Genomic DNA, 24,550 nt, shown 5'->3' with positions numbered 1-24,550 from the left:
GGCCGGAGCTGCGCCGGCCGCTGGCCGTCGCCATCCTGAGCGGCGCGCTGGTCTGGGCCGGCGGCGCGGCGCTGCAAGAAGGGCGAACCAAGGCCTCGCTGTCCGCCCGCGTGCTGCCGCAACTGGACGGCACCCCGGCCTCGCTGCCGACGCTGGCCGGCGGCAAGCCCATGGTGCTCAATCTCTGGGCCAGCTGGTGCCCGCCCTGCCTGCGGGAAATGCCGCTGCTGCAAGACGCCCAGCGGCAAAGGACCGACGTGCGCTTCGTCTTCGCCAATCAGGGCGAGGACGAAGTCGCGGTGCGCGAGTTCTTCCACAAGCAGCCGCTTCGGCTCCGGCATGTGCTGCTGGACCCGGCCGGCGCCCTGGGCCGGGAGTACGGCTCGGCGGCGCTGCCCACCACGCTGTTTTTCGACGCCCGCGGCCAATTGCAAACCATACATCTGGGCGAACTGTCCGAAGCCACTCTGGCCAGCAAGCTGCAATTGCTGGGCGGCGCGCCCGCTTCCAAGGAATAAACATGAACGCACCGCTGATCCGCGGCCTGGCGCCGCTGGCGCTCTGGCTGAGCCTGAGCGCCCACGCCGCGCCGCCCCAAGCCTGGCCGGCGCCCATTCAGGCGCTGGAAGCCCAGGGCTATGAAGTCCTGAGCAGCTTTCCCGGCCCGTCCGGCCTGACCGGCTACGCCGCGCTCTACCTGGGCCGGCCGCAGGCCGTCTACCTGACCCCGGACGGCCGACAGGCCATCGTCGGCAACGTCACCGACGCCCGCGGCGACAAATGGAAGCCCGAGCTGCTGGACCGGCAGTTCGGCGCCGCGCTGTGGCGGCAGTTGGAAAGCAGCCACTGGATCGCCGACGGCAAGGACGGGGCCCCGCGCGTGATCTACACCTTCACCGATCCCAACTGCCCGTATTGCCGGCAGCTCTGGCGGGACGCCCGGCCCTGGGTCCAGGCCGGCAAGGTCCAGATCCGCCACATCCTGGTGGGCCTGCTGGCCGAGGACAGCCCGGCCAAGGCCGCCGCCCTCCTGGCCGCGCCGGACCCGGCCGCCGCGCTGGCGCGCCACGAAGCCGGCGATTCGGTGCGGCCGCTGGCCAAGCCGCCGGCCGCCGTCGGCGCCAAACTGGCGGTCAACCAGCGGCTGATGGAGCGCTTCGGCGTGTTCGCCACCCCTGCCTCCTTCTACCGCGACGCCCAGGGCCGGCTGCAAAAAATCCAGGGCGCGCCCGCGGCGGCCGCGCTGCAACAGCTGCTCGGACCGCGCTGAACCCCTCGCTCTCACCACCGCTGAATTGAACAAAACTTGCAAGCCCGCCGGCAACGCCGGCGGGTATCTTTACGCCAACAAACAGCGCTAGCCCCGTCCAAGCCGAACACCCCACCTTGCTTAGAACCTGTTTACGATCTGCTACGCATCGGCGATACGGCGTTGAAAACGTCTTCAAAATGCTCATGTACCGTATGTACACTCCGCTTTTTCAGCCGTTTTCGCCTTGTCTCGCCCTTTCTCGCGAGACCGTAAACAGGCTCTTATAGCAACACCCTCGCCCGGCCTGCCACTCAGCCAATCCGCTGCCCTCAATTCAGTCTTGCCTCCCGCATGCCAATTTAAGGATCAAGCCATGCCCAGCCCCATTCACGCCAACCGAACCTCTTTCTCCCTGAACACGGCAACGGCCTCTCAACAGACACCGCTTCAGGTGGCCAGCGGCCCCCTGGCCAGCCGGCTGCGAGGCATCTCGGCACAAACTATTCAACCCGTGCTGCGACAAACGGTGCCGGAGAGCGCCAAAACACTGAGCGAACCCCAATGGCGGCAATACTCATCCCGCGTGGCGGAAAAACTGACGGGCATACAGCAAGCAGAAATGTCGCTAGGCCTGGCCTACATGATGAATATGAATGAAAACGCCGGCCAACTCCCCGGAGAGAAAGCCAAAGCGCTGGAGCAACTGCTGGCACGCAACAATCAGGCGGGGGGCTCAGCCAGCCAACGCTGGCGAGCGGATACTCAAAAAGAAATCGAGCTGCTCAAAGCCGCGGATGCCAAGAACAGCGCAGTGGGACATACCTCCATCGCCTACGCCAATCTGGACGACTCCGCCAATCCGGGCTATGTCCGGGCCTATATGGCGGTATACGCCAAATCCACCGGGGACAACTTCAAGGATGTCGGCCAAAATCCAGACGGCAGCCTGAACGCCAGCGGCAAAGCGTTATGGATAGGCTTCGGCACGCCCCACCGCGCCTTGGGCTATTTGATGAAGTACAAAATGGCGGGGGCGGAAAGCCCGCTGATTCGCAGCTTTCTGGTCGACAAGCAGTTTTTGGAACAACAGCTGGGCAAGACGGAATCCGAGCCGCTGCGCGCCAAGCAAAGCGCCGCTGAAAAAAAACAGGTGAGCGGACAACACCTGATGAATGTCGACACCAAAGAGTTCAACCAGTTCGAAGTCAAAACCACCGCCAGGCGCGAGCAGGTGGAAACCTTGCAAATTCGCGACAAAAAAACCGGCGAGCTCCTTGAAAAAACCATCAAGAAATCCAAGGAAGGGAAATCCGAACTTATTCAAAGTCTGCTCGCCCACGCCAAGCCAGGCTCTTTGGAAACGATTGGCTACTCCTCTGCGCAAGCACAACACAATGACGCCAAAGAAGGGGTCTTCGTCGACATCTCCCGCTTTCACCAACAACTTGGATTTGACCCCGAGCATGGAGCGGTTGCATTCGGCGCGGATCATCTGCTCAATCTCAGCAAGGACAGCAAAGGCGACTGGGGCTTCGATACACCTACCGTTTTCCAAGACAAGGTTGTGCAATGGAAAAGCTTTTTCCACATGCTCGAATCGCTGGACGCCCCGGAAACCGCCGAGTTGCTGGCAGACCCCGCCATTAACGAACGCTTTCAGTCCATGCTGCGGGACGTGCTGAGCGCCAACCGCCTGATGCCGGACGATATGAGCTTCGAGCCCGACGCGCCCAAGCAAAGCGATACCGAGCAAGCGCGCGCCCAGCAACTGGCCCGCCCCTTAACCTCCGGCGCCCAGAAACTGCAACAGATCATCGCCAACGCGGAAACCCAGTCGCCATTACGGCAACTGGAGGCCATTAGCCGGAAAAACAGCTTTGGCCAATTCGAATTGAATCAGCAATTGCTTCGCAGCCTGAATTACAACCAGGCTTGGGACCGTCAACTTGGAGTCGAACTCAACGAAGCCTATCTGCAACTGCTGCAAGCCTTGGCCCAAGACCATGGGCAAACCGTGGCCGAGAAAACCGCCAAGCTGCTGCGCTCTCCCGACAATGGCAAACTCACTCTGGGCAAGCTGACTGGCTACTACCAGTCCGTGCTGGAGCACGGAAAGGCTCACCCGGAGCTGCTGGATGCGCTCAAATCCTTGCTCAACACCATAGACAGCCAGGCCAGCCCCGCCACCATGGCCAAGCTGACCGCAAAGATCCAGAAACAGTTGGACAAGATGCTGCGCGAGCGCGCCGGTCAGATGCCGGCCGCCCAAGCGCTCACCCTGAGCGCCATCAATGATCGATTGGAAAACATCAAGGAACGCGGCCTCGCGCTTGCAAGCCGACAAGCCGCCGCCGAAGCTCAACGCGAAGCCTTCCAACAGCAGCAGCAACAACGGTCGGCGCAGCTGCAGCAAGTGGCCAGCCATTACGGACTTGAAGTGCCTCGCTATATGCGCGATCAATTGAAACCCATCCACCTGGAACTGGCCGCCGCCCTGCACGCAGACTTCGAACGCCAAGCGGGGCAATTGCGCGCAAGTAGCCAAGACAAACAGAACATCGCTCTTGGGCACGCTCGGCAACTGGCACAGGGGTATAACGCCAACACTGAGGCCAAGCAAGCTCAGTTGACGCAGCTCCAGTCCCAACAGGACAAAGCAGGCCAAAAAACACTGAAGCAAGAATTGAAAGCCAACGCCAAAGCACTGGATGCGGTGCATAACGAGGCCTCTCGCATCAGCGGACAACACCGCCGCGAACTGGATTCCGCGCTCAGCGCTCTGACACGCGCCGGTAGGGAGCAATTAGCCAAGCAACTACTGGCCAGCGGCGTCTACCTGGAGCACCCCGCCGCGGAGAAAGCCGCGCTGGAACGCTGTCTGCAATCCGACGCTGCGCAACGCATCGTGGCCAAGGCGGTGGACGAAGCCAAGGACTTCAGCGGCCAGGTAAACAAGCACAAAGCCATTGAGCTGGCCAGCCGGCGACTGGTAGACCATGTGATGAGCGACAGCTTTTTCCGTGAAAAGATGAACCAGATTGGACAAAGTTTCGCCAATCACGCGCAAGCGGCCCCTGAAGCCGGCGCCAGCGCAGCCGACATCCCATCCTTGAGGCAGGCTCAATCCGCCGCAGGCAGCGAAGCCGAGCGGCAGGTGGCGGAAACCGCGCAGCAGCAAGTCAAACAGCAGGCCAAGACCGTGGCGGAAGAGCTGGCGCGCAAGCAGGCCGAAACTTCGGCCCGACAAGAGGCGGAACGCGTCGCCAAACAACAGGCGGAGCAGGCCGCTCAAGAACAGGCCGAGCGACGCGCGCGTGAACACGCTGAATCCGCGGCCCGCAAACAGGCCGAGCAAGCTGCGCGGGAGCAAGCGGAACGAGCCGCGCGCGAGCAGGCCGCCAGCGCGGCTCGCCAGCAGGCGGAGCAAGCCGCGCGCCAACAGGCGGAAGCCGCCGCCAGACAACAGGTGGAAGCGGCGGCTCGCGCCAGGGCGGAAGAAATATGGGTGCGCGACTTCAATCGCAAGATGGAACCGGCGGACACCAACTTGCTACACGCCCGCCTGGGCATGCTGAAAGACGAGCATGAAGAAATCCGCGTGAACAATGCTCTGGAAAATGCGCCAAGAGTGCCCAAAGCCAGCCCAGCCAGCGCGACCCGAGTCCGCCAGGCGGAAGCGCTAACGGCCGATGGCAAACCCCGCATTCTCTGACGCAAGCCTCAAGATCACTCCATGAACATCGCCGGCGGCGCGGGCCTTAAGTCCGCGCCGATCGACGTCAAGGCCGGCTGCGCCGCGATCATGGCGCAGCTCTTGCGAACCGTCTCATCTGCGGCAACCCGGCGCGCTGTCCCTGGCGCGGCGCTGACATTCTCGGAGGCTGTTCACAGCTTGCCGCGCGCCGGTGAAATGGATAGAAATGGACGTTGAAACCGGCTGTCAGCCTGCCTGACGGCGGCTGCGCCGCCACTGCCACAAGGGCGGCAGCAAGAGCAGCGCGACCATGCCCAGCACCAGCCACAGCATATTGTCCTGCACCCACGGAATCGCTCCCAGCCAGTAGCCCATGGACACCAGCCCGCCGCACCAGATCACCGCGCCCAACACGTTGTAGCAGGCGAAACGGCGCGGACACATGCCGGACAAGCCGGCCAGAAACGGCGCCACCGTGCGCACGATGGGCACGAAACGGCCGATGGTGATGGTGGGCGCGCCGTAGCGGTCGAAAAAAGCCTGGGTCTTGGCCAGATGCTGGGGCTTGACCCAGCCGCGCCGGATCAGCGTCTGCCCCAGGGCGGAACGGCCGATGCTGTAATTCAGCAAATCCCCCAGGATGGCCGCCAGCGTGATCAGCCCCATCGGCCACCACGGCGACACGCCCTGCGCGCCCAGCAAGGCGCCGGTGGCGAACAGGAGTCCGTCGCCGGGCAGGAAGGGCAAGACCACCAGGCCGGTTTCGCAAAACACGATGGCGGCTACGATCCACACCCCCAGCGCCCAGTTCTGCGCCAGCAGGGACATCAGATTCTCATCGCCGAACAACCAGCTCAGAAACCCCATGGTCAACACACTGCTCTCCTTGCCTCAATGAATTCGTCGCGTCTAATGCTTGACCGCCGCGCCGGGCGGATGTTTCCCCGGTCTGAGGGCGCGGCCGCGGAATCTTAATTTGACATAGGCATATTGTTTTGTTTTTAATGATGACAGCAAATGTCAGAATTGATTCTGCAACGGCTATCGACTTTCAAACTAAACCGCTTTCAGGAAGCCGCCATGCCTCAGTTGCCGCAAGCCCCCTTCTTATCCCCCTGTCCGCGCGCGGGAGCGCCGACGTGAGCGCCGGCCTTGCCGCCCCGGAGCTATCCAGTCAGGACGACGCGCTGCCGCTGTACCGCCAAGTGTATCAACGCTTCATCCAGGCCATCAGCCAGGGCAGCCTGACGCCGGGACAACGGGTGCCGTCCATACGCGCGCTGGCCGGCGAGCTGCAAGTGTCGCGCAATACCGTGGAATTGGCTTACGAATTATTGATAGGCGAAGGTTATCTGGAGGCGCGCGGCCAGGCCGGCACCGTGGTGTCGCCGCGGCTGGCGGAAGTGCGCATGCAGCAGCCACGCCCGGCGGACGCGCCGGCGCCGCGTCCGGCCAGCCTGTCCTTATTCGATTCCGCCTCCGACTGGCAACCCCTGCCCTACCAGCTGGGCTTGCCGGCGCTGGACCTGTTCCCGCGCAAGCTGTGGGCCAGCCTGAACACCCGCCAGCTGCGGCTGCAGAACCGTTTTCTGTCCTACCCGCAACCCGCCGGCTACGGGCCGCTGCGCGAGGCCATCGCCGCCTATCTGCACCTGTCGCGCGGGCTGGACTGCTCGCCGCAACAGGTCTTCATCACCGCCGGCTACCGCGGCGCGCTGAATTTGATCGGCCGCACCTTGTTGCGGCCGCTGGACCAGGTGTGGATTGAAGATCCCTGCTTCCCGCCCAGCCGCCACCTGATGGCGGAAATGGGCGCGGAGCTGGTTCCGGTGCCGGTGGACCGGGACGGCATGCAGGTGGCCGTCGCCAAGGAGAGGGCGCCGCACGCCCGTTTCGCGCTGGTGACCCCGGCGCATCAAAGCCCGCTGGGAGTGTCGCTGTCCCTGGTGCGGCGTCTGGAACTGCTGGCCTGGGCCGAGCACAACAACGCCTTCATCATCGAAGACGATTACGACAGCGAATACCGCTACGACGGCCGGCCGCAGCCGGCGCTGGCCAGCCTGGGGGCCAACGACAACGTGCTCTACGTCGGCAGCTTCAGCAAGGTGCTGAGCCCGGCGCTGCGCCTGGCCTATCTGGTGGTGCCCAAGCCCCTGCTGACGCGCTTCAACGCCGCCTGCCATACCTGGCACGACGGCTGCCCGCTGTTGAATCAGGGGGTGGTGGTGGATTTCATGCAGGAGGGCCACTTCATCCGCCATCTGCGCAAGATGCGCTCCGCCTACGCGCAGCGCCGCGAGCTGGTGATCGCCAGTCTGCGGCAGGCGTTCGGCGAGCGGATGAGTTTCGACGTGCCGGCCTGCGGCCTGCATTTGCTGGCGCGTCTGGATCGCTCGGAGGACGACATCGCCTTGGCGCAGCGCGCCAAGCGCGAGCGCTTCGGCATCGCCGCGCTGTCGGCGCGGGCGCTGGAGGCGGATTGCGGCAAGGGGCTGTTGTTCGGCTTCGCCAACGTGGCCACGCCGGAGCAGGCCGCGCAACAGGCGCGGAATCTGCGCCTGTGCCTGGAAGGCCGGTCCTTGCCGTCGGGCGGCTGAGAACCTGTTTACGATCCGCCGCGCGTCGTCGATACGGCGTTGAAAACGGCGGGGCTTGGCGGGCGTCGCTCAAGGGCCCCGCCCGGCCAAACCATCCGGCCCAGCAAGCCTCAATCCGGAATCACCGCCGTCGCCTCGATCTGCACCTTGGCGCCCGGCACCATCAAGGACGCCACCTGGAACGCGCTCATCACCGGGAAATGGCCGATCAGCTCCCGGTAGGCGCGGCCCACTTCCCGGGCCTCGGCGAAATAAGCGTCGCGGTCGGACACATACCAGGTCAGCCGCACCAGGTGCTCCGGCCGCGCGCCGGCCTCGGCCAGGACCGCCACGATGTTCTTCAGGATCTGGATCGCCTGCTCGGCGTAGCCCGGCCCCACCAGCTTTTCCTCCGCGTCCCAGCCCAGTTGGCCGGAGGTGAACACCAGGGTGCCGCGCGCGGCGATGCCGTTGGCGTAGCCGCGCGGGCGCGCCCATTCCGGCGGTTGCAGGATTTGCATCATGCCGCCGCCTCCTCCATCAAACCGCTCAAGGCGGCGCGCACGTCGGCCGGGGCGTCGATGGCGGCGCCGCTGTCCAGCGAGATGTGCACCAGCACCTGGCGGCAGCGCAGCCGCAGTTCGCCGTTGGCGTGGCCTTCGATGTCCAGGGTCAGCGAGCTGCCGCCCAGCCGCGCCACGCGCAGCTGCAGCGTCAGTTGGTCGCCCTGGCGGGACGGGCGCAGGAATTCGCAGTCCAGCTTGACGATGGGCAGACCCAGCCGGCGCGGGCCGATGAAGTCGGCGAAGCTGATGCCCAGCCCTTCGGTGAACCAGTCTTCCACCAGCCAGTTGCTCAGCACCAGGTATTGCGGGAAGTAAACGATGCCGGCCGGATCGCAGTGGGAGAAGCGTATCGGGTAGGCCTTGGAAAAATGGGGGTCTTGCATCTTGTCGCTTTCTTGGCGTGGGCGGCCCTCGCCGCCCCTTGTGTGGGTCAGACGGCTTCGGTTTCCGCTTGCGCGGCGCGCTCCGCCAGCCGCAGATAATTGCCCAGCATGCTGAGCCCCTGTTCGGTCAGCACCGATTCCGGATGGAATTGCAGGCCGTGAATGGGCAGGCTGCGGTGGCGCAGCGCCATGATCTCGCCCCGGCCGCCGTCGGCGCGCAGCGCCCAGGCGGTGGCGACCAGCTCTTCCGGCAGCGCGTCCGCCACCAGCGAGTGGTAGCGCGCCACCTTGAGGCCGTCGGCCAGGCCTTCGAACAGGCCCTCGCCGTCGTGATGGATGCGCGACACTTTGCCGTGCAGCACTTCGTCGGCGCGGCGCACTTGCGCGCCGAAGGCAGCGGCGATGCACTGGTGGCCCAGGCAGACGCCGAGGATGGGCAGGCGGCCGGCGAAGCGGCGGATCGCCGCCAGCGACACCCCGGCCTCGGCGGGCGAACAGGGGCCGGGCGAGACGATCAGCGAGCGCGGCCGCAGCGCTTCCATCTCCTCCAGGCTGATCTCGTCGTTGCGCCTCACCATGATGTCCGCGCCCAGCATGCCCAGGTACTGCACCACGTTGTAGGTGAAGGAATCGTAGTTATCGATCATCAAATGCATATCGCCTCCTCTTGCCGCGCCGCCGCCGCGGCCAGCTTGGCCGCCAGCAGCATCAACCGGCTTTTTTCCAGGGTTTCCTGCCATTCGCGCTCGGCCAGCGAGTCCTGCACCACGCCGGCGCCGGCCTGCACGTGCAGCCGGCCGTCTTGCAGCACGCCGGTGCGGATGGTGATGGCCTGATCGGCGTTGCCGCGCCAGCCGATATAGCCGATGGAACCGCCGTAGACGCCGCGCGAATGCGGCTCCAGCTCGGCGATCACTTCCAGCGCCCGCACCTTGGACGCGCCGCTGAGGGTGCCGGCCGGGAAGGTGCTCTTGAGCACGTCCAGCGCCTGCGCCTGTTGCGGCAGCTTGCCGGACACGGTGGAGACGATGTGCATGACGTGGGAGAAGGGCTCCACGGTCAGCAGTTCGTCCACTTGCACGCTGCCCAGCTCGGCCAGCCGGCCCAGATCGTTGCGCGCCAGGTCCACCAGCATCATGTGTTCGGCGATTTCCTTGGGATCGGCCAGCAGTTCGCGGCGCAAGTCCTGGTCTTCCGCCGCGTCCGCGCCGCGGCGGCGGGTGCCGGCCATGGGCCGGCTGGTGATCCGCTCGTCTTGCTGACGGAACAACATCTCCGGCGAGGCGCCGACGATCTGGGCGTCGCCCAGATTGAGCAGATAGCGGTAGGGGGTTTCGCCCAGGCCGGACAAGGCCCGGTACAGCGTGGGCGCGTCGGCGGCGAAGGGCTGGCTCATGCGTTGGGACAACACCACCTGCATCACGTCGCCGGCGGCGATGTAGTCCTTGATCCGGCCCACCGCCTGCTGGAAGTCCTCGCGCGCAAAGGCGTAATCCAAGGCGGGGTCCGCCGTCGCGTCCGCGGCGAAAGCCGGCGGCGGCGCGGACGGCTCCGCCAGCAGCGCGCGGGTTTGCTCGCACAACCGCAGCAAGCGCTGTTGGCCGCGGGCGTAGCCGGCCGCCTCGGCGGCTTCGTGGACGATGCAGTAGACGCTGGCCTGCTGGTGGTCCAACACCAGCAAGTCCAGGCTCAGCCATTGCAAGGCGTCCGGCAGCGCCAGCCCGGAGGGCTTGCGCGGCTGGCGGCGCAGCCGCGGCTCGATCAGGCGAGTGGTTTCGAAGCCGAAATAGCCGAACAGGCCGCCGGAAAACGGCGGCAAGGCGCTGAAGTGCGGCGCGCGCCAGCCTTGTTGCAGCTTGGCCAGCTCCGCCAGCGGGTCCGCGCACTCCAGTTCGCGCAGCAGCTGGCCGTCGCGCCAGTGGCGCAGCCGGCCCTCGTCCAGCTCCACCCGCTCGCGGCAGGGCAGGCCGATCACCGAATAGGCGCGCTGAAACGCGCCGTCCCGCCAGTGACCGGTTTCAAACAGATAGTCCTGACCCTGGTTGGCCAGCGCCTGGTACAGCGCCAGCGGGTCCGCGCCCGCCGGCAGCGGCAGGGTCCGCCACAGCGGCGCCAGGCTGAAGCCGTGGTCGCCGTAACGCAGAAACGCCTCTTCGCTCAGCATACTTTTTCCTCCTTGCGCTCCGCCTGCTCTCGGGCGGCCAGCTGCGCCATCGCGCGCCGGTCCGGCTTGCCGTTCTTGTTCAGCGGAATCTCCTCCAGCGCCAGCACCAGCGCCGGGCGCTTATAGCTTTCCAGATGAGCTTCCAGCGTGGCGTGCACCAGGCGCACCAGCGCCTCGCTGTCGTCGCCGGCGCGCAGGATCAGCGCCGGGCGGGCTTCGCCGTCGCGGTCCGGCGCGGCCACCACGTAGGCGTCGCCCAGTTCCGGCAGCAACGCGGCCAGCAGGTTTTCGATTTCCACCGGCACCACCCAGCGGCCGAACACCTTGAAGCGGTCGTCCTCGCGGCCGTGGAAGCTCAGATAGCCGTGCTCGTCGCGGCTGAACAGGTCGCCGGTGCGATACCAGCCGTCCTGGAAGCGCTCTTGCTCTTCCTGCGGACGCCGCCAGTAGCCCAGCGCGCGGCTGGGCGCCTTGACCAGCAGCACCCCGCATTCGCCGGCCGGCGCGTCCCGGCCGTCGGCGTCGACGATGCGCGCCTCCCAGCCCGGCAACATGCGGCCGACGCTGCCGGCGCGCAGCGCGTCCGGATAGCTGGTGGCGAACACATGGCACATTTCGGTGGCGCCGATGCCGTCGTGCAGATCGAAGCCGAAACGCTGACGCCAGCGCCGCGCCAAAGGCGCGGACAGCGGGGCGCCGGCGGAGAAGGCCAGCCGGATCGCCACGTCGGACGGCTCCAGGCCGTGTTCCAGCAGCAGCCGGTACAGGGTGGGCACGGCGAACAATACGGTGGGACGGAACTGGCGCAACACGCCGGCCACGCGTTCGGCCGACGGCCAGGCGCCGTCCAGCACGCCGCAAGCGCCCAGATACAGCGGGAAGAACAAGCTGTTGCCCATGCCGTAGCCAAAGAAGGATTTGGGCACCGAGTACAACACGTCGTCCGCGCCCAGCCGCAGCTGGCCGGCGGCGAAGTGCGAGCACACCGCCAGCATGGAGCGGGCGCTGTGCACCACGCCCTTGGCCTGGCCGGTGCTGCCGGAGGTGTATTGGATCAGCGCCGGCGCGTCTTCCGGCTGGCGCGCGAAATCGTCCCAATCGTCGTCGGGGCTGTCGCCGGCCAGCCATTCCAGATGAGCGCCGGCGTCCAGCAGCCGCAGCTTGGCCGCGGCCGGCCACACCGCGATCTGCGAGGACTGGCCCAGGCACAGCGCCGGAGCGGCGTCGGCCAGCAGATGGTGGAGCGAGGCGGCGTCCAGCCGCGGATTGGCCACCACCGGCAGCGCGCCCACCGCCAGCGCGGCGTAAAAGGCCACAGCCAGCTCCGGGCCGTCGTCCAGCGCGATCAGCACGCGCTCGCCGGCGGCCACGCCTTCGGTTTGCAGCCAAGCGGCCTGACGGCGCAGCGCGCGGTTGAGCTGGCGGTAGCTGAGGCTGAAGCCGGGGCCGACGAAGCAGAGCCGGTCGCTGTCCGGCCGGCTGGCGGCCAGGCGCTCGGCCAGATTGATCAGCGGTTCCGGCGCGGCGACGTCCTGCGCCGGCCGCGCCGCCGCGCCGGAGGGCTGGGTCAGCGCGGCGATCAAGCGGTCTGTCAGCGCCAGCGCCTGGCGCGGATTGAGCCGCGGGTCGCAGCTGCTGTGGTAGGCGCGGCCCAGGTCTTCCTCGGCCAGCGCCTCCGGTCCGCCCAGGCATTCGGTCACGTCCAGGGCGCTCAATTCCAGGTGCACGCCGCCGGCGTGGCTGCCGCATTCGCGGTGGGCGGCGAGGAAGGCCTCCACCTCGGCCAGGATGTCTTCATAGCGCCGGGTCTTCACGCCGTTGGCCGCCTGCACGCCGTTGCCGTGCATCGGGTCGCACAGCCACAGCACTTGGCGGCCTTCCGCGCGCACCGCGTCCAGCAGCGCCGGCAGGCGCTGGATCTGCGCCGCGCCGAAGCGGGTGATCAGGGTCAGCCGGCCGGCCTCGTTGTCCGGGTTCAGCGCGTCGATCAGGCGCAGCAGCTCCTCGCGCTCCATGCCGGGGCCCACTTTGACGCCGACGGGATTGTTCACGCCGCGCAGGAATTCCAGATGCGCGCCGTCCAGCTGGCGGGTGCGTTCGCCCACCCACAGGAAGTGGCCGGAGCCGCAATACCAGTCGCCGCGCTCGTCCTGCTGCAGCTGGGCCTGTTCATAAGGCAGCAGCAGTGCTTCGTGGCTGACGTAGTAGCCGCTGTCGCGCGGCGCGGCCTCGCGGTCCAGGCCGCGCAGGTAGTTGAGGCTGGCGGCGGCGTGGAAATAGGCGGATTCCAGCCGCTGCGGGTCGTGGGCGCGCGCGGCGGCGGCGAATTCCACGCCGTTGATGATGTCGCCGCGATAGCTGGGCAGGCTCAATCCGCCCAGCGCTTCCTGCGGCTGGCTGCGCGGCTTGGCGTACTGGCCGGCGATGCGGCCGATGCGCAGCACCGGGCGTTGCAGCGCCTGGCCCAGGTCCGCGGCCATGCGTTCCAGCAGGCGGTAGTGGCCGCCCAGCACGTCCGGCCGCAGGCCGGCGAAGCGCTCGGCGCAGTCTCCGGCCTGGATGACGAAGCCCTCTCCCCGCGCCACGCCGGCCAGCGCGGCGCGCAGCCGGCGGATTTCGGCGGAGGGCACCAGATTGGGATAGGCGCTCAGACGCGACAGCACGGCATGCAGCGCGGCGCCGTCGTCGTAATCGGGCATTTGTGTGTGCGGTTTCGCCTGCCAGCTGCTTGGGCTCCAGGCTTTGGATAGTGTCAGCATCGTGATCTCGTTTATCGGGTGCTGATTGGGAAAAGCCCGCCCGGCAAGAGCCGCTTGCGCCGGGCAAGGCTGGCGGGCCGCGCCGCCCGGGGGGCGGGAGACGCGGCCGGGCTTCAGGCGCTCAGTTCCTCGCGCAGCGCGATGCCGCCCAGGTTCTGCAACAAGGGCGCGTTCTCGCAGGCCAGGTAGACGCACTCCTCCGCGCCGGTGTTGACGTGCTGATGCTCGGCCCAGACCGGCACGTAGATGGCGTCGCCGGCGCGCCACGGCACCTGGCGGTCGCCGATGCGGGAATAGCCCTGGCCCTGGGTGACGTAGATCACCGTCTCGTAGTTGTGACGGTGCAGGCGAGTGGACTCGCCCTCTTCCAGCCGGCCTATGGTCAGGCTGATGGTGCGGCTGGGCAGATCGACGATGTGCACCTTGTGCTTGCGCTCGGAGGAGAAGGCCTGGTCGCCGCCCTGGCTGGCCGCCATCACCTGCTCGTGGCTCAGCCGCGCCGGCAGCTGGGCCTGCAACTGGCTGGGCACGCGCCAGAAATCGGCGGAGGAGAAATGGCCGGCCGGAGCCGCGGCGGGCGCGGCGGCCGGCAGCGCCTGGCAATGCGCCCAGATGGCGTCGAACATCGCCACGCGGCGGGCGATCAGCTCGCGGCCCACGGCGATGGCCTGCTCGCGGCGCGCGTCCTGGTCCAGGGTCAGGCGCTGCATGATGGCCAGCATGGTCAGCGCGTGGTCTTCGTCTTCCTCGATGTGCAGGCTGAAGAACTCGGTGGCGTCCTCGCCGAAGCCGTGGTGTTGCAGCGCTTGCAGGATGGGGCGGTAGATCAGCGGCACGATGGCTTCCGCGCCCAGGCACATCGCGGCCAGGCCGGCCAGCGCGTCCGAGGACTGGCAATGGCCCATCATGGTGTCCACCATCGCCAGGGTCTGCGGCAGCGGCGCGTGCGAGGCCGGCGCAGCGCCCACCACGCGCAAGGTGCGCTGGAACATTTCCGCGTGGGTGATGGCGCTGCCGCCGTCCACGCCCATCTCCTCGCGCATGTTTTCCATCAGCGCCATCACGTCGGCCGGGTCGCTCAGCTGGCCCATCAGCGCGCACAGATAGCGGGTGAAGTGGCGCGAGTAATGGCTGTGCTGAACCAGCAGGGTGCGCACGACGGCCAGGCTGGCCTCATTGCGTTCCAGCGCTTGCAGCAGCGGGTGTTCCACCAGGCCCTGCAGGTCTTCTTCTTTCAGCCAATCGGCCCAGATCAGGCTCATGCCTGCGATCAACGGGGTCTTGCTGCCGCTTTTTTCCAACAATGCTTCCATGTCCATCTCCCAATCGAAGTGTGCGGTTCGCGGCGCGGAAAGCGCCGCGGCGTCCAGGTGTTGCGGTGTTGCGAAATCAGGCCCGGGCAAAGCGCAGCGCCGGGTTGCGCCAGCTCAGGAACAGCAGCCCGGCGGCGGCGCAGCCGGCCGGGAACAGATACATGCCGGCCCAGCCCAGCCGGTGGATGGCGACGCCGCCCAACCAGGAACCGAGCGCGGCGCCGAAGAAGAAAACCGTCATGAACAGGCTGTTCAGCCGCGAGGCGGCGGCGGGGTCTATGCCCAGCACCCGGCCCTGGGCGATGGTCTGCACCGAACGCACGCCCAGATCGGTCACCATCAGGAAGGCCACGATCATCAGCACCTGGCTGCCCAGCCAGACGCCGGCCAGCGAGGTGGCGGCGATGCCGACGCCCAGCAGCGCGATCACGCCGTGCCAGTCCAGCCGGCGCTGCAGCCATTGCGCCAGCCACGGCGCGCGCAGCGCGGCGATGGAGGTGAAGGCCAGCAGGCCGGTCTGGCCCGCGTTCCAGTTCAGGGTGGCGTGGGTCAGCGAGGACAGATTGGCCCAGATGCCGTTGGAGGCGGCGAAGAAGCAGGCGGCCACCAGCGCCAGCCGGCGCAGCTCCGGCAGCTTCAGCCACAGCGCGCCCTGCTGGCTCAGCATGCGGCCGTAGCGCAGCTGGCCGGCCAGCGGCACCTCGCCGATGCAGCCGCGCAGCGCCAGGCCGATGACGAAGGTCAGGGCGCCCACCGTCAGATAGATGCCGCGCCAGCCGATGTGCTCGCCGCCCCAGCCGGCCAGCACCCGCGCCAGCAGCAGGCCGGCGAACAAGGAAGTGAGCAGGCTGCCCACCACCCGCCCGCGCTGCTCCGCCGCCAGCGCCTTGGCGCTGTAGGCCAGCAACAGCTGGCCTGCGATGGACAGCAGGCCGGCCAGGCCGCACAGCAGCACCATCAGCCACGGCGACGGGGCGATGCCCACCAGCAGCAGCACCGCGCCCAGCGCCAGCATGGTGGCGGGGATCAGCCGGCGCGGCGCGATCATGTCGCCCAGCGGCAAGCCCAGGATCAGGCCGGCGCCGTAGCCGAACTGCGTGGCCACCGACAGCCCCCACAGCGAGTCCGCGGACAGGCCGAAGGAGACGGCGATCAGCTGCGTCATCGATTGGTGGTAGACCACCGCCGCCACGGAAAACCCGGTGGCCAGGCAATAGAGGGTCAGCGCCCAGCGGGACAGGGCGTTTTGAGAGGTCATGATGTGTGTCCTTAGGCGCGGATCAGTCGAATGACAGCGCCAGTGTTGAAGTCAGCGGGCGGCTGCGGCAGCTGAGCACATAGCCGGCGGCCACCTCCTCGGGCGCCAATGCGTGCGGCGCCTCCATGTCCACTTCGCCGGCCAGCACCTGGCAGCGGCAGGTGGCGCAAACGCCGGCCTTGCAGGAGTAGCGCGGCGTGACGCCGGCTTGCAGCAAGGCGTCCAGCAGGTTGTCCACCGGCGCGCCCAGTTCCACCTGGCGCTGCATGCCGTCCATCCTCACCGTCACCCGCACCCGCTCCGGGCTGTCCGCCAACGCGCGCTCGGCGCGGGCCGGACCGGCGGCCGGGGCCGCGGCGTAGTGTTCGCTGCGGACGCGTTCCGGCGGCAGGCCGCTGTCGCTCAGCGCCTGGCTCACCGCCGCCATCATGCCGGCCGGGCCGCAGACGTAGGCGTGGTCGATGGAGGCTGCCGGCAGGCAGCCGCGCAGCAGCGCCAGGCAGCGCTCGCGGTCCAGCCGGCCGTTGAACAGCTCGATGTCCTGCTCTTCCGCGCTGAACAGATAGATCAGGGACAGACGCGCCGGGTAGCGGTCCTTCAGCGTCGCCAGCGTTTCGCGGAACTGCAGCGAGGCCAGGTTGCGGTTGCAATAGACCAGGGTGAAGCGGCTGAGCGGCTCGCGCAGCAAGGTGGCCTGCAAGATGGACAAGACCGGGGTGATGCCGCTGCCGGCGGCGAAACCGGCGTAATGGCGGGCCGTTTCCGGCGCCGCCGGCAGGCCGAAGCGGCCGGACGGCGGCAAGGCCTCCAGCATCGCGCCCGGCCCCAAACTATCGTGCGCCCATTGCGAGAAGCGGCCGCCGGCCACCCGCTTGATCGCCAGCTGCAGCTTGGGCGCGTCCGGCGCGTTGCACAGCGAATAACTGCGGCGCACTTCCTCGCCGTCCAGCCAGGCGCGCAGGGTCAGATGCTGGCCCGGCTCGTGGCGGAAGCGGTCGCGGTGTTCTTCCGACGGCTCCAGCGTCAACAGCAGACTGTCCGGCGTGTCGCGCTGGATCTCGGTCAGCTGCAAAGGGTAAAACTGCGGCATGACGGCTTCCTCATAAACTCTTGAAGTGCTCGAACGGATTGCGGCAGGCCTCGCACTGGTACAGCGATTTGCAGGCGGTGCCGCCGAATTCGCCCTGCGGGCGGGTGGCGTCGGAACCGCAGCGCGGACAGGGCACCCGCGGCGCGGCGACGGCGACAAAGCTCAAGCGCTGCCAGCCCGGCTCCGCCGGCAAGGGCGGGGCGATGCCGGCGGCGCGCAGCTTGGACCGGCCGCTTTCGCTGAGCCAGTCCGTGCTCCAGGCCGGATGCAGCCGCGTTTCCAGCCGCACCGCCTCCACGCCCCGGTCTTGCAGGGTCTGGCGGATATTGCTGTCTATCTGCGCCTTGGCCGGGCAGCCGCTATAGGTGGGCGTCACCACCACGCGCAGCGCGTCGTCCTCCCAGCGCACGTCGCGCACGATGCCCAGGTCCACGATGGAGACATAGGGCATCTCCGGGTCCGGAATGCCGGCCAGCCACTCCCAGACGCGCTCGGTGCCGCTTTGCACCTCCAGGCCGTGCACCCGGCTCACCAGCCGGCTCCCGGATGGGCGCGGGTCAGGAACTGCATCTCCATCAGCAGGGCCACCAGCGCCTCGCCGTGCGCGCCGCGCTTGCCGCCGCTGACCGCCGGCGCCGCGCGCGGCGGCTCCAGCGTGGCCGCGGCCAGCACTTCGTTGACGTAGGCCAGCCATTCCGGGTACAGCGCGGCCAGGTCGCAACCCACGCCCTGGGCCAGCATCGCCTGCTCCAGTTCGTCCATCTCGAACAATTCGCCCACGTAATGCCAGCAGCGCTCCAGCGCCAGCCGGCAGAATTCGCGGCTTTGCCGACTGCCGTCGCCCAGCCTCACCACCCAGCCGCTGCTGCGGCGCAGATGGTAAGTGGCCTCTTTCAACGCCTTGGCGGCGATGGCGGCCACTTCCGCGTCCGCCGAATCCGACAGCTCGCGCAGCAGCAGGCAATGCCAGCTGTCGAACAGGAACTGGCGCATCTGGGTGTCGGCGAAATTGCCGCGGGTCAGCTCCGCCAGCAACACGTTGCGGAAGGCCTGGGCGTCGCGGCCATAGGCCAGATCGTCCTCGCTCTGCGCCGGCGTCAGCCCGCGGCCGGCGGCGTCCAGCCACAGCCGCGCCTGGCCCAGCAGGTCCAGCGCCACATTGCTCAGCGCCAGGTCTTCTTCCAGCGTCGGCGCGTGGCCGCACCATTCGCACAAGCGCTGCGACAGGATCAGCGCGTTGTCGCCCAGGCGCAGCAGGTATTCCGCGCGCAGGTTTTTCAATTCCGGATGCAGGGTCACAGGTGTTGCACTCCCTCTGGCACCTCGTAATAGGTGGCGTGGCGGAAGCCCTTGTCCGCCGCGGTCTCGAACCACGGCGCGCGCTCCACCTCGCCGCTGCTCACCAGGTCTTCGGCGGCCACCAGCCACAGGCTGACGAACTCGCCGCGGCGGGTGAACACATCGCGCGCGTGCTGCAGCGCCATCGCCGCGTCGCTGGCCTGCACGCTGCCCACGTGGCGGTGCGCCACGCCGTTCTGGCTGCGCGCGAACACTTCCCACAGCTTCCACTCATGCATCTCGTTCTCCTTGCGGCCCCGCCGCCAGCTTGGCGGCGTGGCAGGCGGCGGCTTCTCGCACCCAGGCGCCCTCGTCCCAGGACCGGCGACGGCTGGCGAGACGCTCGCGGTTGCACAGGCCCTGGCCCCGGATCACCCGGTTGAATTCATCCCAGTCGATGCGGCCGATCTCGTAATGCCCGGTGTCCGGGTTGAAACGCAGATCCGGGTCCGGCACCGTCAGGCCCAGGTGCAGCACTTGCGGCACGGTCTGATCGACGAACTTCTGGCGCAGGGTGTCGTTGGAATACAGCTTGACGCCCCAGCGCATCGAGCGTTGCGAGTGCACCGAATCCTCGTCCGGCGGGCCGAACACCATCACCGTCGGCCACCACCAGCGGTTGAGCGCGTCCTGCGCCATCCGCCGTTGCGCCGGCGTGCCCTCCGCCAGCCGCCGCACCAGATCGAAACCCTGGCGGTGGTGGAAGCTCTCCTCCTGGCAGATGCGCACCATGGCGCGGGCGTACGGGCCGTAGGAACAGCGCGACAAGGGCACTTGGTTGACGATGGCGGCGCCGTCGGTCAGCCAGCCGATCATGCCGACGTCCGCCCAGCTCAAGGCCGGATAATTGAAAATATTCAGGTACTTGGCCTCGCCGGCCAGCAGCTGCCCGTAAGCCTGCTCCCGGCTCAGGCCCAGGCTCTCCAGCGCGCTGTACAGATACTGGGCGTGGCCGGCCTCGTCCTGCACCTTGGCCAGCAGGATGCATTTGCGGCTGAGGCTGGGCGCGCGGGTGATCCAGGCGCCCTCCGGCAACATGCCCACGTATTCGGAATGGGCGTGCTGCGCCATCTGCCGCTGCAAGGTGCGGCGGTAGGCCTCCGGCATCCAGTCCTGCGGCTCGATCTTTTCGCCGCCGTCTATCCGCTGTTGAAACGCCTGCTCCAGCGCTTCCAGGTGCTCCGTCGTCGCCATCGGTCAGCCTCTCAGGTAATCCAGCAGGCTTTGCGGCTCCGCCGCCGCCTCCGGCTGGCGGTCCAGGGACTGGTTCCAGCGCAGCGCGCTGAACACCTCGCGCAGGCCGTCGTCGTAATCGCGCTGCCAGCTCCAGAACTGCTCGCGCGCCACGCGCTTGAGCACCTTGCCGGTGGAGCCCACCGGCAGCGCGTAATCGTCGCCGAGCACGCCCACGCACACGGTGTAGTCCGGCAGCGCGCCGCGGCCCTTGAACGGGAAGCAGTCCAGCGCCTGGCGCAGCACCTCGTCCGCGTCCAGCGCCGCGCCGGCCTTGCCGCGCGCCAGCACCAGCACCGCCTCTTCGCGCGTCGGCCCGCGCGAAACGCCGATCACGCTGACGTCGAACAGATCCGCATGACTCAGCAAATGCTCTTCCAGCAGCAAGGTGTAGGCCGGCTCGCCCAGCGGCGTCGGCACCGCGTCCACGATGCGGTCCAGGTGCACGAACTCGCCGTTGTCCAGGCGCAGGCCGATGTCGCCGGTCAGCCAGTAGCCGTTCAGCGTGGTCAGCGCGGTCAGATGCGGCTGGCCGTAATAGCCCGGCGTCACCGTGGGGGAACGCACGCCGATATAGCCCGGCTGGCCGTCCGGCAGCAACTCGCCCTGCGGGGTGAGCACATCGCAGCGCGCGTAGGACGCCGCCGCGCCCACGGTGCGCTTGCTGGCCACCTGTTCCGGCGTGGACACCTTGAAGAACTGCGACATGCCCAGCTCGGACGCGCCGAACATATCGGTGAAGCGGCCCCGCGGCGCCAGGCGCAGCAGTTGGCGGATATGCGCCTCGTGCGCGGTGTCGCCGGTGTTGTAATAACGGCGCACCGAGTCGAAATAGCCGTCCGGCAGGTTCAGTTCCGCGAAGGAGGCGTAAGTCTGCGAAAACGCGGTGACGATGGTGGGCTGGAAGCTGGCGATCAGATTGGCCGCCACCTGGCCGGTTTGCGTCGCCAGCGCCAACGCCGGCAATTGCAGCATGGTGGCCGTCATCAGATAGCTGACGCCGGCCGCGTGGGTGGGCGGCATCGCCGTGGCCAGCTTGTCCTCGTCTTGCTCGACAAAGCCGCGCAGGCGCTCGCGCTTGCCGTTGAAGAACTGCGCGTGGCCAAACAAGACCGCCTTGGGAATGCCCGTGGTGCCGGAGCTGTGGCACACCATCACGATGTCCTCGTCCTTCACCTCTGCCGGCCAGCCGGAGGCCGGCAGCGGCGCCAGCGCCACCGCCGCGCCGGCGTTGAAGCCCGCGTCCAGCGCGGTGAGGCCGCGCAGCGCGCCGGCCAGGTCCCAACGCGCGTCGGTTTCCTTGTCGTAGACGAACACGTCGAAGCGGTTGCGCTGCGCGTACAGCGCCGCGATGTCCGCACGCAGATGGCCGTTGATCAGCACCGGCACGCAGCCCAGGCTGCCCAGCGCCAGGAAGTGCAGGAAGGACGGAATGCCGTCGCCCAGGAACAAGCAGACATGCCGCCCCGCCTGGATGCCCTGCTGGCGGTACCAGGCCGCCAGATCGCTCACCAGATGGAACAGGCTGTCCAGGGAAAAGGACTGATAGGCGTTGCCGCGCGGGCCGATAAAAGGCTTTTCCAGGAACAGATAGTCTTCCCGGCTGCCGCCGTAGGCGGCGTGGGCCTTGAACAGGAAATTGCCGGCGCCCAGTTCCGGATCGTTGAACAGCGCGTCCCAGGCTTGCTTTTTAATCAGGTGGTCCATGTCGGTGTGTGTCTGCTGGCGTTGGTTTAGCCCGCCGCTTGCGGCCAGGCGGGTGGGTGGACTGTCTGCGAGCCCGCTCGCGCTCTCGCGAGCGGACCCCTGGTCAGGCGCTTACTGACGCATGCCGACGGCGAGCCGGTTCATGCCGTTCATCAGCGCGATGGCGAAGGTCAGATCGGAAATCTCCTGGTCGCTGAAATGCGCTTTCAGCGGCAGATAGGCGGCGTCGTCGGCGTGGCTGTCCACCACATAAGTCAGCGCCTCCGCCCATTCCAGCGCGGCCTTCTCGCGCTCGCTGAACTGGGCGCTGACGCGCCAGCCGGCCAGTTCCGCCAGACGGCGGTCGCTTTCCTCGCGCTCGCGCAGGGCCTTGGTGTGCATGTTCAGGCAGAAGGAACAACCGTTGATCTGGGACACGCGCAGATAGATCAGCTCGATCAGCGGCAGGCCCAGCACGCTCTTTTCCAGGCCCTGCTTCACCAGGCGGAAGCCCTGCAGCAGTTCCGGGGACAATTCGTAATAAGCAAGACGCAAGCTACTCATGATCAACACTCCTAAATTTGGATAAGGACAGGAAGCGGGCGCGGCCCGGCCGCGCCCGGAAACTTCAGACGCGGCGCGCGCCCGGCGCCGCTTCCAGCGAACTGGCCAGGTACACCAGCGCGGCGCAGGCGGCGCAGGTGAGCACGCTGAAATTCAGCGACAGCTTCAGGCTCTGGAACGCGGCCATGCTCAAGGCGAACACCAGCAGCAGCGCCGCGCTGATCCAGGCGGAGGCGCGCAACTGCACGCCCAGCAGCAGGGTCACGCCCAGCACCGCCTCCAGCGCGTTCACCGCCCAGGCCAGCACCGGAATCAGACCGGCCGGCGCCCACGGGCACAGCTTGGCCACATGGCGATAGAAGTTTTCCATCGTTCCCCAGGACACCCCCAGTTCACCCATATGGCCCCAGAAGCCGAAACGATCCGCCACCGCCGACAAGAACGCCGCCGCCAACGCGAACCGGGCCAACAGCAACACCACCTTCCAGGCGCTTTCCTTTTGCATGCCTAAACCTCCCAATCGATATGGATGCCAACTCGCGACGGCGCGCCGCCAAGTTATGCAATATGGATTGCACTGTAATAGACATACTCGATACGCATAAGGGACAAGAATGAATTTTCCGACCATGACAAAGCGCATGACGGAATTTGGAAACTGGAAAGACAGCGCGCGGATCGCCAAGCGGCAAACCGCGCAAAGCATTGAAAAGAAAAGTAGATTCAATAGAGACCAGATCGCGCGGAACGGCGCCGCGCCGACGCCCGCGCCGCGGGGACATGACCCCGTCGCCGCCCGGCGGGCATGACTCCATCCGCGCCGCAGCCTGTCCGGACGGACAGCCTGGCTCGGCAAAAACACCCTTTACCCGCCGCCCCCGCCGCGCTTAAATGACAGGCTTATCCACAACGAAGAGCCGCCGACAACACCTCGCGGAGAAGCTGAGCCAAGACGCGCCGACGCAGAAAACGAAGTTTCTGCGAAGCTACAGCACCCGTCGTACGACCAAAAGGCGGACGCGGGATCAGGGGTTTTGTTCGTGGATCTAAAGGCACACACCATGCGCCGCTTCCTGCTCCCCCTCATCGCCGCCGGCCTGACCCTGGCCGGCGCCGCCCAGGCCAAAACCCTGAATTTCTCCGGCTACGTCTGGGAAGTCCGCAACCAGATCCAAAGCGGCCCCGGCCCCAACGACTGGGACGAAAACAACGCCTGGGTGGACGCCCAAGGCCGGCTCCACCTGAAGATCGCCCAACGCGGCGGCAAGTGGAGCAGCGCCGAAGTCTACCTGCCGCAGCGGCTGGGCTTTGGCCGCTACCAGTTCAAGCTGATAGGCCGGCCGGACCTGTTCGACGACAACATCGTGCTGGGCCTGTTCAACTACCCGACGCCGGACGTGGGCCCGGACGCCAGCAATGAAATCGACATCGAATTCGCCCGCTGGGGCAACCGGCAAAACCCGATGGGCAACTACACCGTCTACCCGGCCGTGCCCGGCCCCAAGCCCACCTCCTACGCCTTCGAACCGAATCTCAACGGCGACTACAGCACCCACCGCTTCAACTGGAACGCCAGCCGGGTGCTCTACCAATCGCTGCACGGCCACCAGGACGGCGACCTGTATGAAATGGCGCGCTGGAACTTCGCCCCGGCGGACCCCACGCGCCTGGTGCCGCAGCAGCCGCTGCCGCCCCACATCAATCTATGGCTGTTCCAGGGACGGCCGCCCAAGGACGGCAAGGAAGTGGAGATCGTGATTAAGGAGTTCTCCTTCATCCCGGCCGCCGCCAAATAAGCACGCAGCGGCATTTTCGCGGCGAAAACGACAAAACCCGGCCAGGCGGCCGGGTTTCTCACTGAATACAAGATTCGTTAAAGCTTGATCATGGCCAAACGCTTAGGCCAATAACGCTCCAGCAAGGCGAACAAAATGGCCGCCGTCTCCACGTCCATCACCCCGCGGTAATCGCTGGCGCGGAAATGCATCTGGAAGGCGCGCACCAGGGCGGCGAAACCGGCGTCGCCGCCCGCCGCCGCCGCGTCGTAGCCGTAATGCTTGAACGCCTCCAGCATCTTCTCCCGGCTAGGCAAGCCCTGCTGCTGGAACTGCCGCGCGTATTTGCGCTGCGTCTCCGCCTCCGGCCACGCGCCCACCCCGGCCTGGTGCAGCTCCCGCCACGGGAACATCGGCCCCGGATCGCTCTTGCGGCCCACGGCGATGTCGGAATGGCCCAGCACGTTCACCGGGCTGATGTCCGGATAGCGCGCCAGAATGTTCCGCGCCAATTCCGTCACCGCCTCCACCTGCTCCGGGTGATAGGGCGGAAACACCATGCCGCCCTTGTCCTCCCGCGCCAGATTGACGATTTCCACGCCGATGGATGAATCGTTCAGATTGCTGCGGCCATCCCAGGCACTGGCGCCGGCATGCCAGGCACGGTCGTTCTCGTCCACCAGATTGAACAGATTCATCTGCTTGAAGCCGGCCTGCTGATAGCTGGGGTCGCAAGGGTCCGGCGCCAGATAATGCGCGCTCACCTGGCCGGAGCCGGTCAGCGCCTTGATGGAGCCGGCGAAGTCCAGCGCGGTGTAATGCAGGATCAGGAAACGGACGCGTTTGTTGAAGCCTTGGACCGAGCGATAGGTATTGAACAGGATGGGCGTCATGAAGAA

At 67.0% G+C, this 24,550-nt stretch carries 24 protein-coding genes; 7 read left to right on the top strand and 17 right to left on the bottom strand.

Annotated elements, in window-relative coordinates:
* The 4 genes from NK214_RS13115 to NK214_RS13100 all read left to right on the top strand — a co-directional run.
* On the top strand, positions 1 to 518 hold a 518-nt coding region (locus NK214_RS13115; RefSeq protein ID WP_371926241.1), incomplete at its 5' end, for a TlpA family protein disulfide reductase.
* A 2-nt stretch (positions 519 to 520) separates the two neighbouring features.
* Positions 521 to 1,270, top strand: a complete 750-nt coding sequence (dsbG, locus tag NK214_RS13110; RefSeq protein ID WP_253314715.1) for a thiol:disulfide interchange protein DsbG — start codon at positions 521 to 523, stop codon at positions 1,268 to 1,270.
* A 226-nt stretch (positions 1,271 to 1,496) separates the two neighbouring features.
* Positions 1,497 to 4,964, top strand: coding sequence for a hypothetical protein (locus NK214_RS13105; RefSeq protein ID WP_253314714.1), 3,468 nt, complete (start codon positions 1,497 to 1,499; stop codon positions 4,962 to 4,964).
* Between the two features lie 21 nt (positions 4,965 to 4,985).
* Positions 4,986 to 5,183 carry a hypothetical protein gene (locus NK214_RS13100; RefSeq protein WP_235085217.1) on the top strand — a complete coding sequence of 66 codons (198 nt, stop codon included), beginning with the start codon at positions 4,986 to 4,988 and terminating at the stop codon, positions 5,181 to 5,183.
* A 9-nt stretch (positions 5,184 to 5,192) separates the two neighbouring features.
* On the opposite strand, the gene NK214_RS13095 is transcribed toward NK214_RS13100, so the two are convergent.
* A complete protein-coding gene (locus NK214_RS13095) occupies positions 5,193 to 5,813 on the bottom strand; it encodes a VTT domain-containing protein (RefSeq protein ID WP_253314717.1) in 621 nt (206 codons plus the stop codon).
* Positions 5,814 to 6,085: 272 nt separating this feature from the next.
* Between NK214_RS13095 and NK214_RS13090 the strand changes: the two genes are divergently transcribed.
* On the top strand, positions 6,086 to 7,543 hold the full coding sequence (locus NK214_RS13090) for a PLP-dependent aminotransferase family protein (RefSeq protein WP_199225968.1): 1,458 nt from the start codon (positions 6,086 to 6,088) through the stop codon (positions 7,541 to 7,543).
* Positions 7,544 to 7,653: 110 nt separating this feature from the next.
* Here the strand turns inward: NK214_RS13090 and NK214_RS13085 are convergent, their stop codons facing one another.
* The 15 genes from NK214_RS13085 to NK214_RS13015 all read right to left on the bottom strand — a co-directional run bounded on the left by NK214_RS13085 (position 7,654) and on the right by NK214_RS13015 (position 22,381).
* The gene (locus tag NK214_RS13085; RefSeq protein WP_081549478.1) at positions 7,654 to 8,046 is read right to left on the bottom strand and encodes a RidA family protein; all 393 of its coding nucleotides are present in this window, start codon (positions 8,044 to 8,046) and stop codon (positions 7,654 to 7,656) included.
* A complete protein-coding gene (locus NK214_RS13080; RefSeq protein WP_253314713.1) occupies positions 8,043 to 8,471 on the bottom strand; it encodes a thioesterase family protein in 429 nt (142 codons plus the stop codon). The genes NK214_RS13085 and NK214_RS13080 overlap by 4 nt, the downstream gene beginning before the upstream one ends.
* Before the next feature lie 47 nt (positions 8,472 to 8,518).
* Positions 8,519 to 9,127 carry an aminodeoxychorismate/anthranilate synthase component II gene (locus tag NK214_RS13075; protein ID WP_253314712.1) on the bottom strand — a complete coding sequence of 203 codons (609 nt, stop codon included), beginning with the start codon at positions 9,125 to 9,127 and terminating at the stop codon, positions 8,519 to 8,521.
* On the bottom strand, positions 9,118 to 10,635 hold the full coding sequence (locus NK214_RS13070) for an anthranilate synthase component I family protein (protein WP_227106227.1): 1,518 nt from the start codon (positions 10,633 to 10,635) through the stop codon (positions 9,118 to 9,120). Before NK214_RS13070 ends, NK214_RS13075 begins: the two co-directional genes overlap by 10 nt.
* Positions 10,629 to 13,394: a 3-deoxy-7-phosphoheptulonate synthase gene (locus NK214_RS13065; protein WP_199225967.1), complete on the bottom strand. Its 2,766-nt coding sequence runs from the start codon at positions 13,392 to 13,394 to the stop codon at positions 10,629 to 10,631. Before NK214_RS13065 ends, NK214_RS13070 begins: the two co-directional genes overlap by 7 nt.
* A 113-nt stretch (positions 13,395 to 13,507) precedes the next feature.
* Positions 13,508 to 14,707, bottom strand: a complete 1,200-nt coding sequence (locus NK214_RS13060) for an iron-containing redox enzyme family protein (RefSeq protein WP_253314711.1) — start codon at positions 14,705 to 14,707, stop codon at positions 13,508 to 13,510.
* Positions 14,708 to 14,783: 76 nt separating this feature from the next.
* Positions 14,784 to 15,965: an MFS transporter gene (locus tag NK214_RS13055; protein WP_253314710.1), complete on the bottom strand. Its 1,182-nt coding sequence runs from the start codon at positions 15,963 to 15,965 to the stop codon at positions 14,784 to 14,786.
* Positions 15,966 to 15,987: 22 nt separating this feature from the next.
* On the bottom strand, positions 15,988 to 17,055 hold the full coding sequence (locus NK214_RS13050; RefSeq protein ID WP_253314709.1) for a 2Fe-2S iron-sulfur cluster-binding protein: 1,068 nt from the start codon (positions 17,053 to 17,055) through the stop codon (positions 15,988 to 15,990).
* 10 nt (positions 17,056 to 17,065) lie between these two features.
* Entirely contained in the window at positions 17,066 to 17,587 is a 522-nt protein-coding gene (paaD, locus tag NK214_RS13045) for a 1,2-phenylacetyl-CoA epoxidase subunit PaaD (RefSeq protein WP_227106221.1), read from the bottom strand.
* A complete protein-coding gene (gene paaC / locus NK214_RS13040) occupies positions 17,584 to 18,354 on the bottom strand; it encodes a 1,2-phenylacetyl-CoA epoxidase subunit PaaC (protein ID WP_253314708.1) in 771 nt (256 codons plus the stop codon). Before paaC ends, paaD begins: the two co-directional genes overlap by 4 nt.
* Positions 18,351 to 18,632 (bottom strand): 1,2-phenylacetyl-CoA epoxidase subunit PaaB, encoded by a 282-nt coding sequence (gene paaB, locus NK214_RS13035; RefSeq protein ID WP_019104274.1) that lies wholly within the window; start codon positions 18,630 to 18,632, stop codon positions 18,351 to 18,353. The genes paaC and paaB overlap by 4 nt, the downstream gene beginning before the upstream one ends.
* A complete protein-coding gene (paaA, locus tag NK214_RS13030) occupies positions 18,625 to 19,587 on the bottom strand; it encodes a 1,2-phenylacetyl-CoA epoxidase subunit PaaA (protein WP_107801430.1) in 963 nt (320 codons plus the stop codon). Before paaA ends, paaB begins: the two co-directional genes overlap by 8 nt.
* Before the next feature lie 3 nt (positions 19,588 to 19,590).
* Complete coding sequence (locus NK214_RS13025; RefSeq protein WP_253314707.1) at positions 19,591 to 21,333, bottom strand: class I adenylate-forming enzyme family protein; 1,743 nt, start codon at positions 21,331 to 21,333, stop codon at positions 19,591 to 19,593.
* Positions 21,334 to 21,444: 111 nt separating this feature from the next.
* A complete protein-coding gene (locus NK214_RS13020) occupies positions 21,445 to 21,876 on the bottom strand; it encodes a carboxymuconolactone decarboxylase family protein (RefSeq protein ID WP_019104277.1) in 432 nt (143 codons plus the stop codon).
* 64 nt (positions 21,877 to 21,940) lie between these two features.
* Entirely contained in the window at positions 21,941 to 22,381 is a 441-nt protein-coding gene (locus NK214_RS13015) for a MauE/DoxX family redox-associated membrane protein (protein ID WP_253314706.1), read from the bottom strand.
* 109 nt (positions 22,382 to 22,490) lie between these two features.
* Between NK214_RS13015 and NK214_RS13010 the strand changes: the two genes are divergently transcribed.
* Together NK214_RS13010 and NK214_RS13005 are read left to right on the top strand one after the other, a co-directional pair.
* Positions 22,491 to 22,685, top strand: a complete 195-nt coding sequence (locus NK214_RS13010) for a hypothetical protein (protein ID WP_253314705.1) — start codon at positions 22,491 to 22,493, stop codon at positions 22,683 to 22,685.
* 231 nt (positions 22,686 to 22,916) lie between these two features.
* Complete coding sequence (locus tag NK214_RS13005; protein ID WP_253314704.1) at positions 22,917 to 23,672, top strand: glycoside hydrolase family 16 protein; 756 nt, start codon at positions 22,917 to 22,919, stop codon at positions 23,670 to 23,672.
* Between the two features lie 77 nt (positions 23,673 to 23,749).
* Here NK214_RS13005 and NK214_RS13000 read toward each other — a convergent pair whose 3' ends face one another.
* Positions 23,750 to 24,544 (bottom strand): N-acetylmuramoyl-L-alanine amidase, encoded by a 795-nt coding sequence (locus tag NK214_RS13000; RefSeq protein WP_253314703.1) that lies wholly within the window; start codon positions 24,542 to 24,544, stop codon positions 23,750 to 23,752.
* Positions 24,545 to 24,550: the final 6 nt, after the last annotated feature.

Source organism: Chromobacterium sp. S0633, assembly GCF_024158805.1.
In the GTDB taxonomy this organism is placed as follows: domain Bacteria; phylum Pseudomonadota; class Gammaproteobacteria; order Burkholderiales; family Chromobacteriaceae; genus Chromobacterium.
This window is presented reverse-complemented; position numbering and strand designations above follow the sequence as displayed.

Coding starts and splice junctions, on each gene's coding strand:
- dsbG (WP_253314715.1), top strand. CDS start 521: ATGAACGCACCGCTGATCCGCGGCCTGGCGCCGCTGGCGCTCTGGCTG.
- NK214_RS13100 (WP_235085217.1), top strand. CDS start 4,986: ATGAACATCGCCGGCGGCGCGGGCCTTAAGTCCGCGCCGATCGACGTC.
- NK214_RS13095 (WP_253314717.1), bottom strand. CDS start 5,813: ATGGGGTTTCTGAGCTGGTTGTTCGGCGATGAGAATCTGATGTCCCTG.
- NK214_RS13085 (WP_081549478.1), bottom strand. CDS start 8,046: ATGATGCAAATCCTGCAACCGCCGGAATGGGCGCGCCCGCGCGGCTAC.
- NK214_RS13080 (WP_253314713.1), bottom strand. CDS start 8,471: ATGCAAGACCCCCATTTTTCCAAGGCCTACCCGATACGCTTCTCCCAC.
- NK214_RS13075 (WP_253314712.1), bottom strand. CDS start 9,127: ATGCATTTGATGATCGATAACTACGATTCCTTCACCTACAACGTGGTG.
- NK214_RS13070 (WP_227106227.1), bottom strand. CDS start 10,635: ATGCTGAGCGAAGAGGCGTTTCTGCGTTACGGCGACCACGGCTTCAGC.
- NK214_RS13065 (WP_199225967.1), bottom strand. CDS start 13,394: ATGCTGACACTATCCAAAGCCTGGAGCCCAAGCAGCTGGCAGGCGAAA.
- NK214_RS13060 (WP_253314711.1), bottom strand. CDS start 14,707: ATGGAAGCATTGTTGGAAAAAAGCGGCAGCAAGACCCCGTTGATCGCA.
- NK214_RS13055 (WP_253314710.1), bottom strand. CDS start 15,965: ATGACCTCTCAAAACGCCCTGTCCCGCTGGGCGCTGACCCTCTATTGC.
- NK214_RS13050 (WP_253314709.1), bottom strand. CDS start 17,055: ATGCCGCAGTTTTACCCTTTGCAGCTGACCGAGATCCAGCGCGACACG.
- paaB (WP_019104274.1), bottom strand. CDS start 18,632: ATGCATGAGTGGAAGCTGTGGGAAGTGTTCGCGCGCAGCCAGAACGGC.
- paaA (WP_107801430.1), bottom strand. CDS start 19,587: ATGGCGACGACGGAGCACCTGGAAGCGCTGGAGCAGGCGTTTCAACAG.
- NK214_RS13025 (WP_253314707.1), bottom strand. CDS start 21,333: ATGGACCACCTGATTAAAAAGCAAGCCTGGGACGCGCTGTTCAACGAT.
- NK214_RS13020 (WP_019104277.1), bottom strand. CDS start 21,876: ATGAGTAGCTTGCGTCTTGCTTATTACGAATTGTCCCCGGAACTGCTG.
- NK214_RS13015 (WP_253314706.1), bottom strand. CDS start 22,381: ATGCAAAAGGAAAGCGCCTGGAAGGTGGTGTTGCTGTTGGCCCGGTTC.
- NK214_RS13010 (WP_253314705.1), top strand. CDS start 22,491: ATGAATTTTCCGACCATGACAAAGCGCATGACGGAATTTGGAAACTGG.
- NK214_RS13000 (WP_253314703.1), bottom strand. CDS start 24,544: ATGACGCCCATCCTGTTCAATACCTATCGCTCGGTCCAAGGCTTCAAC.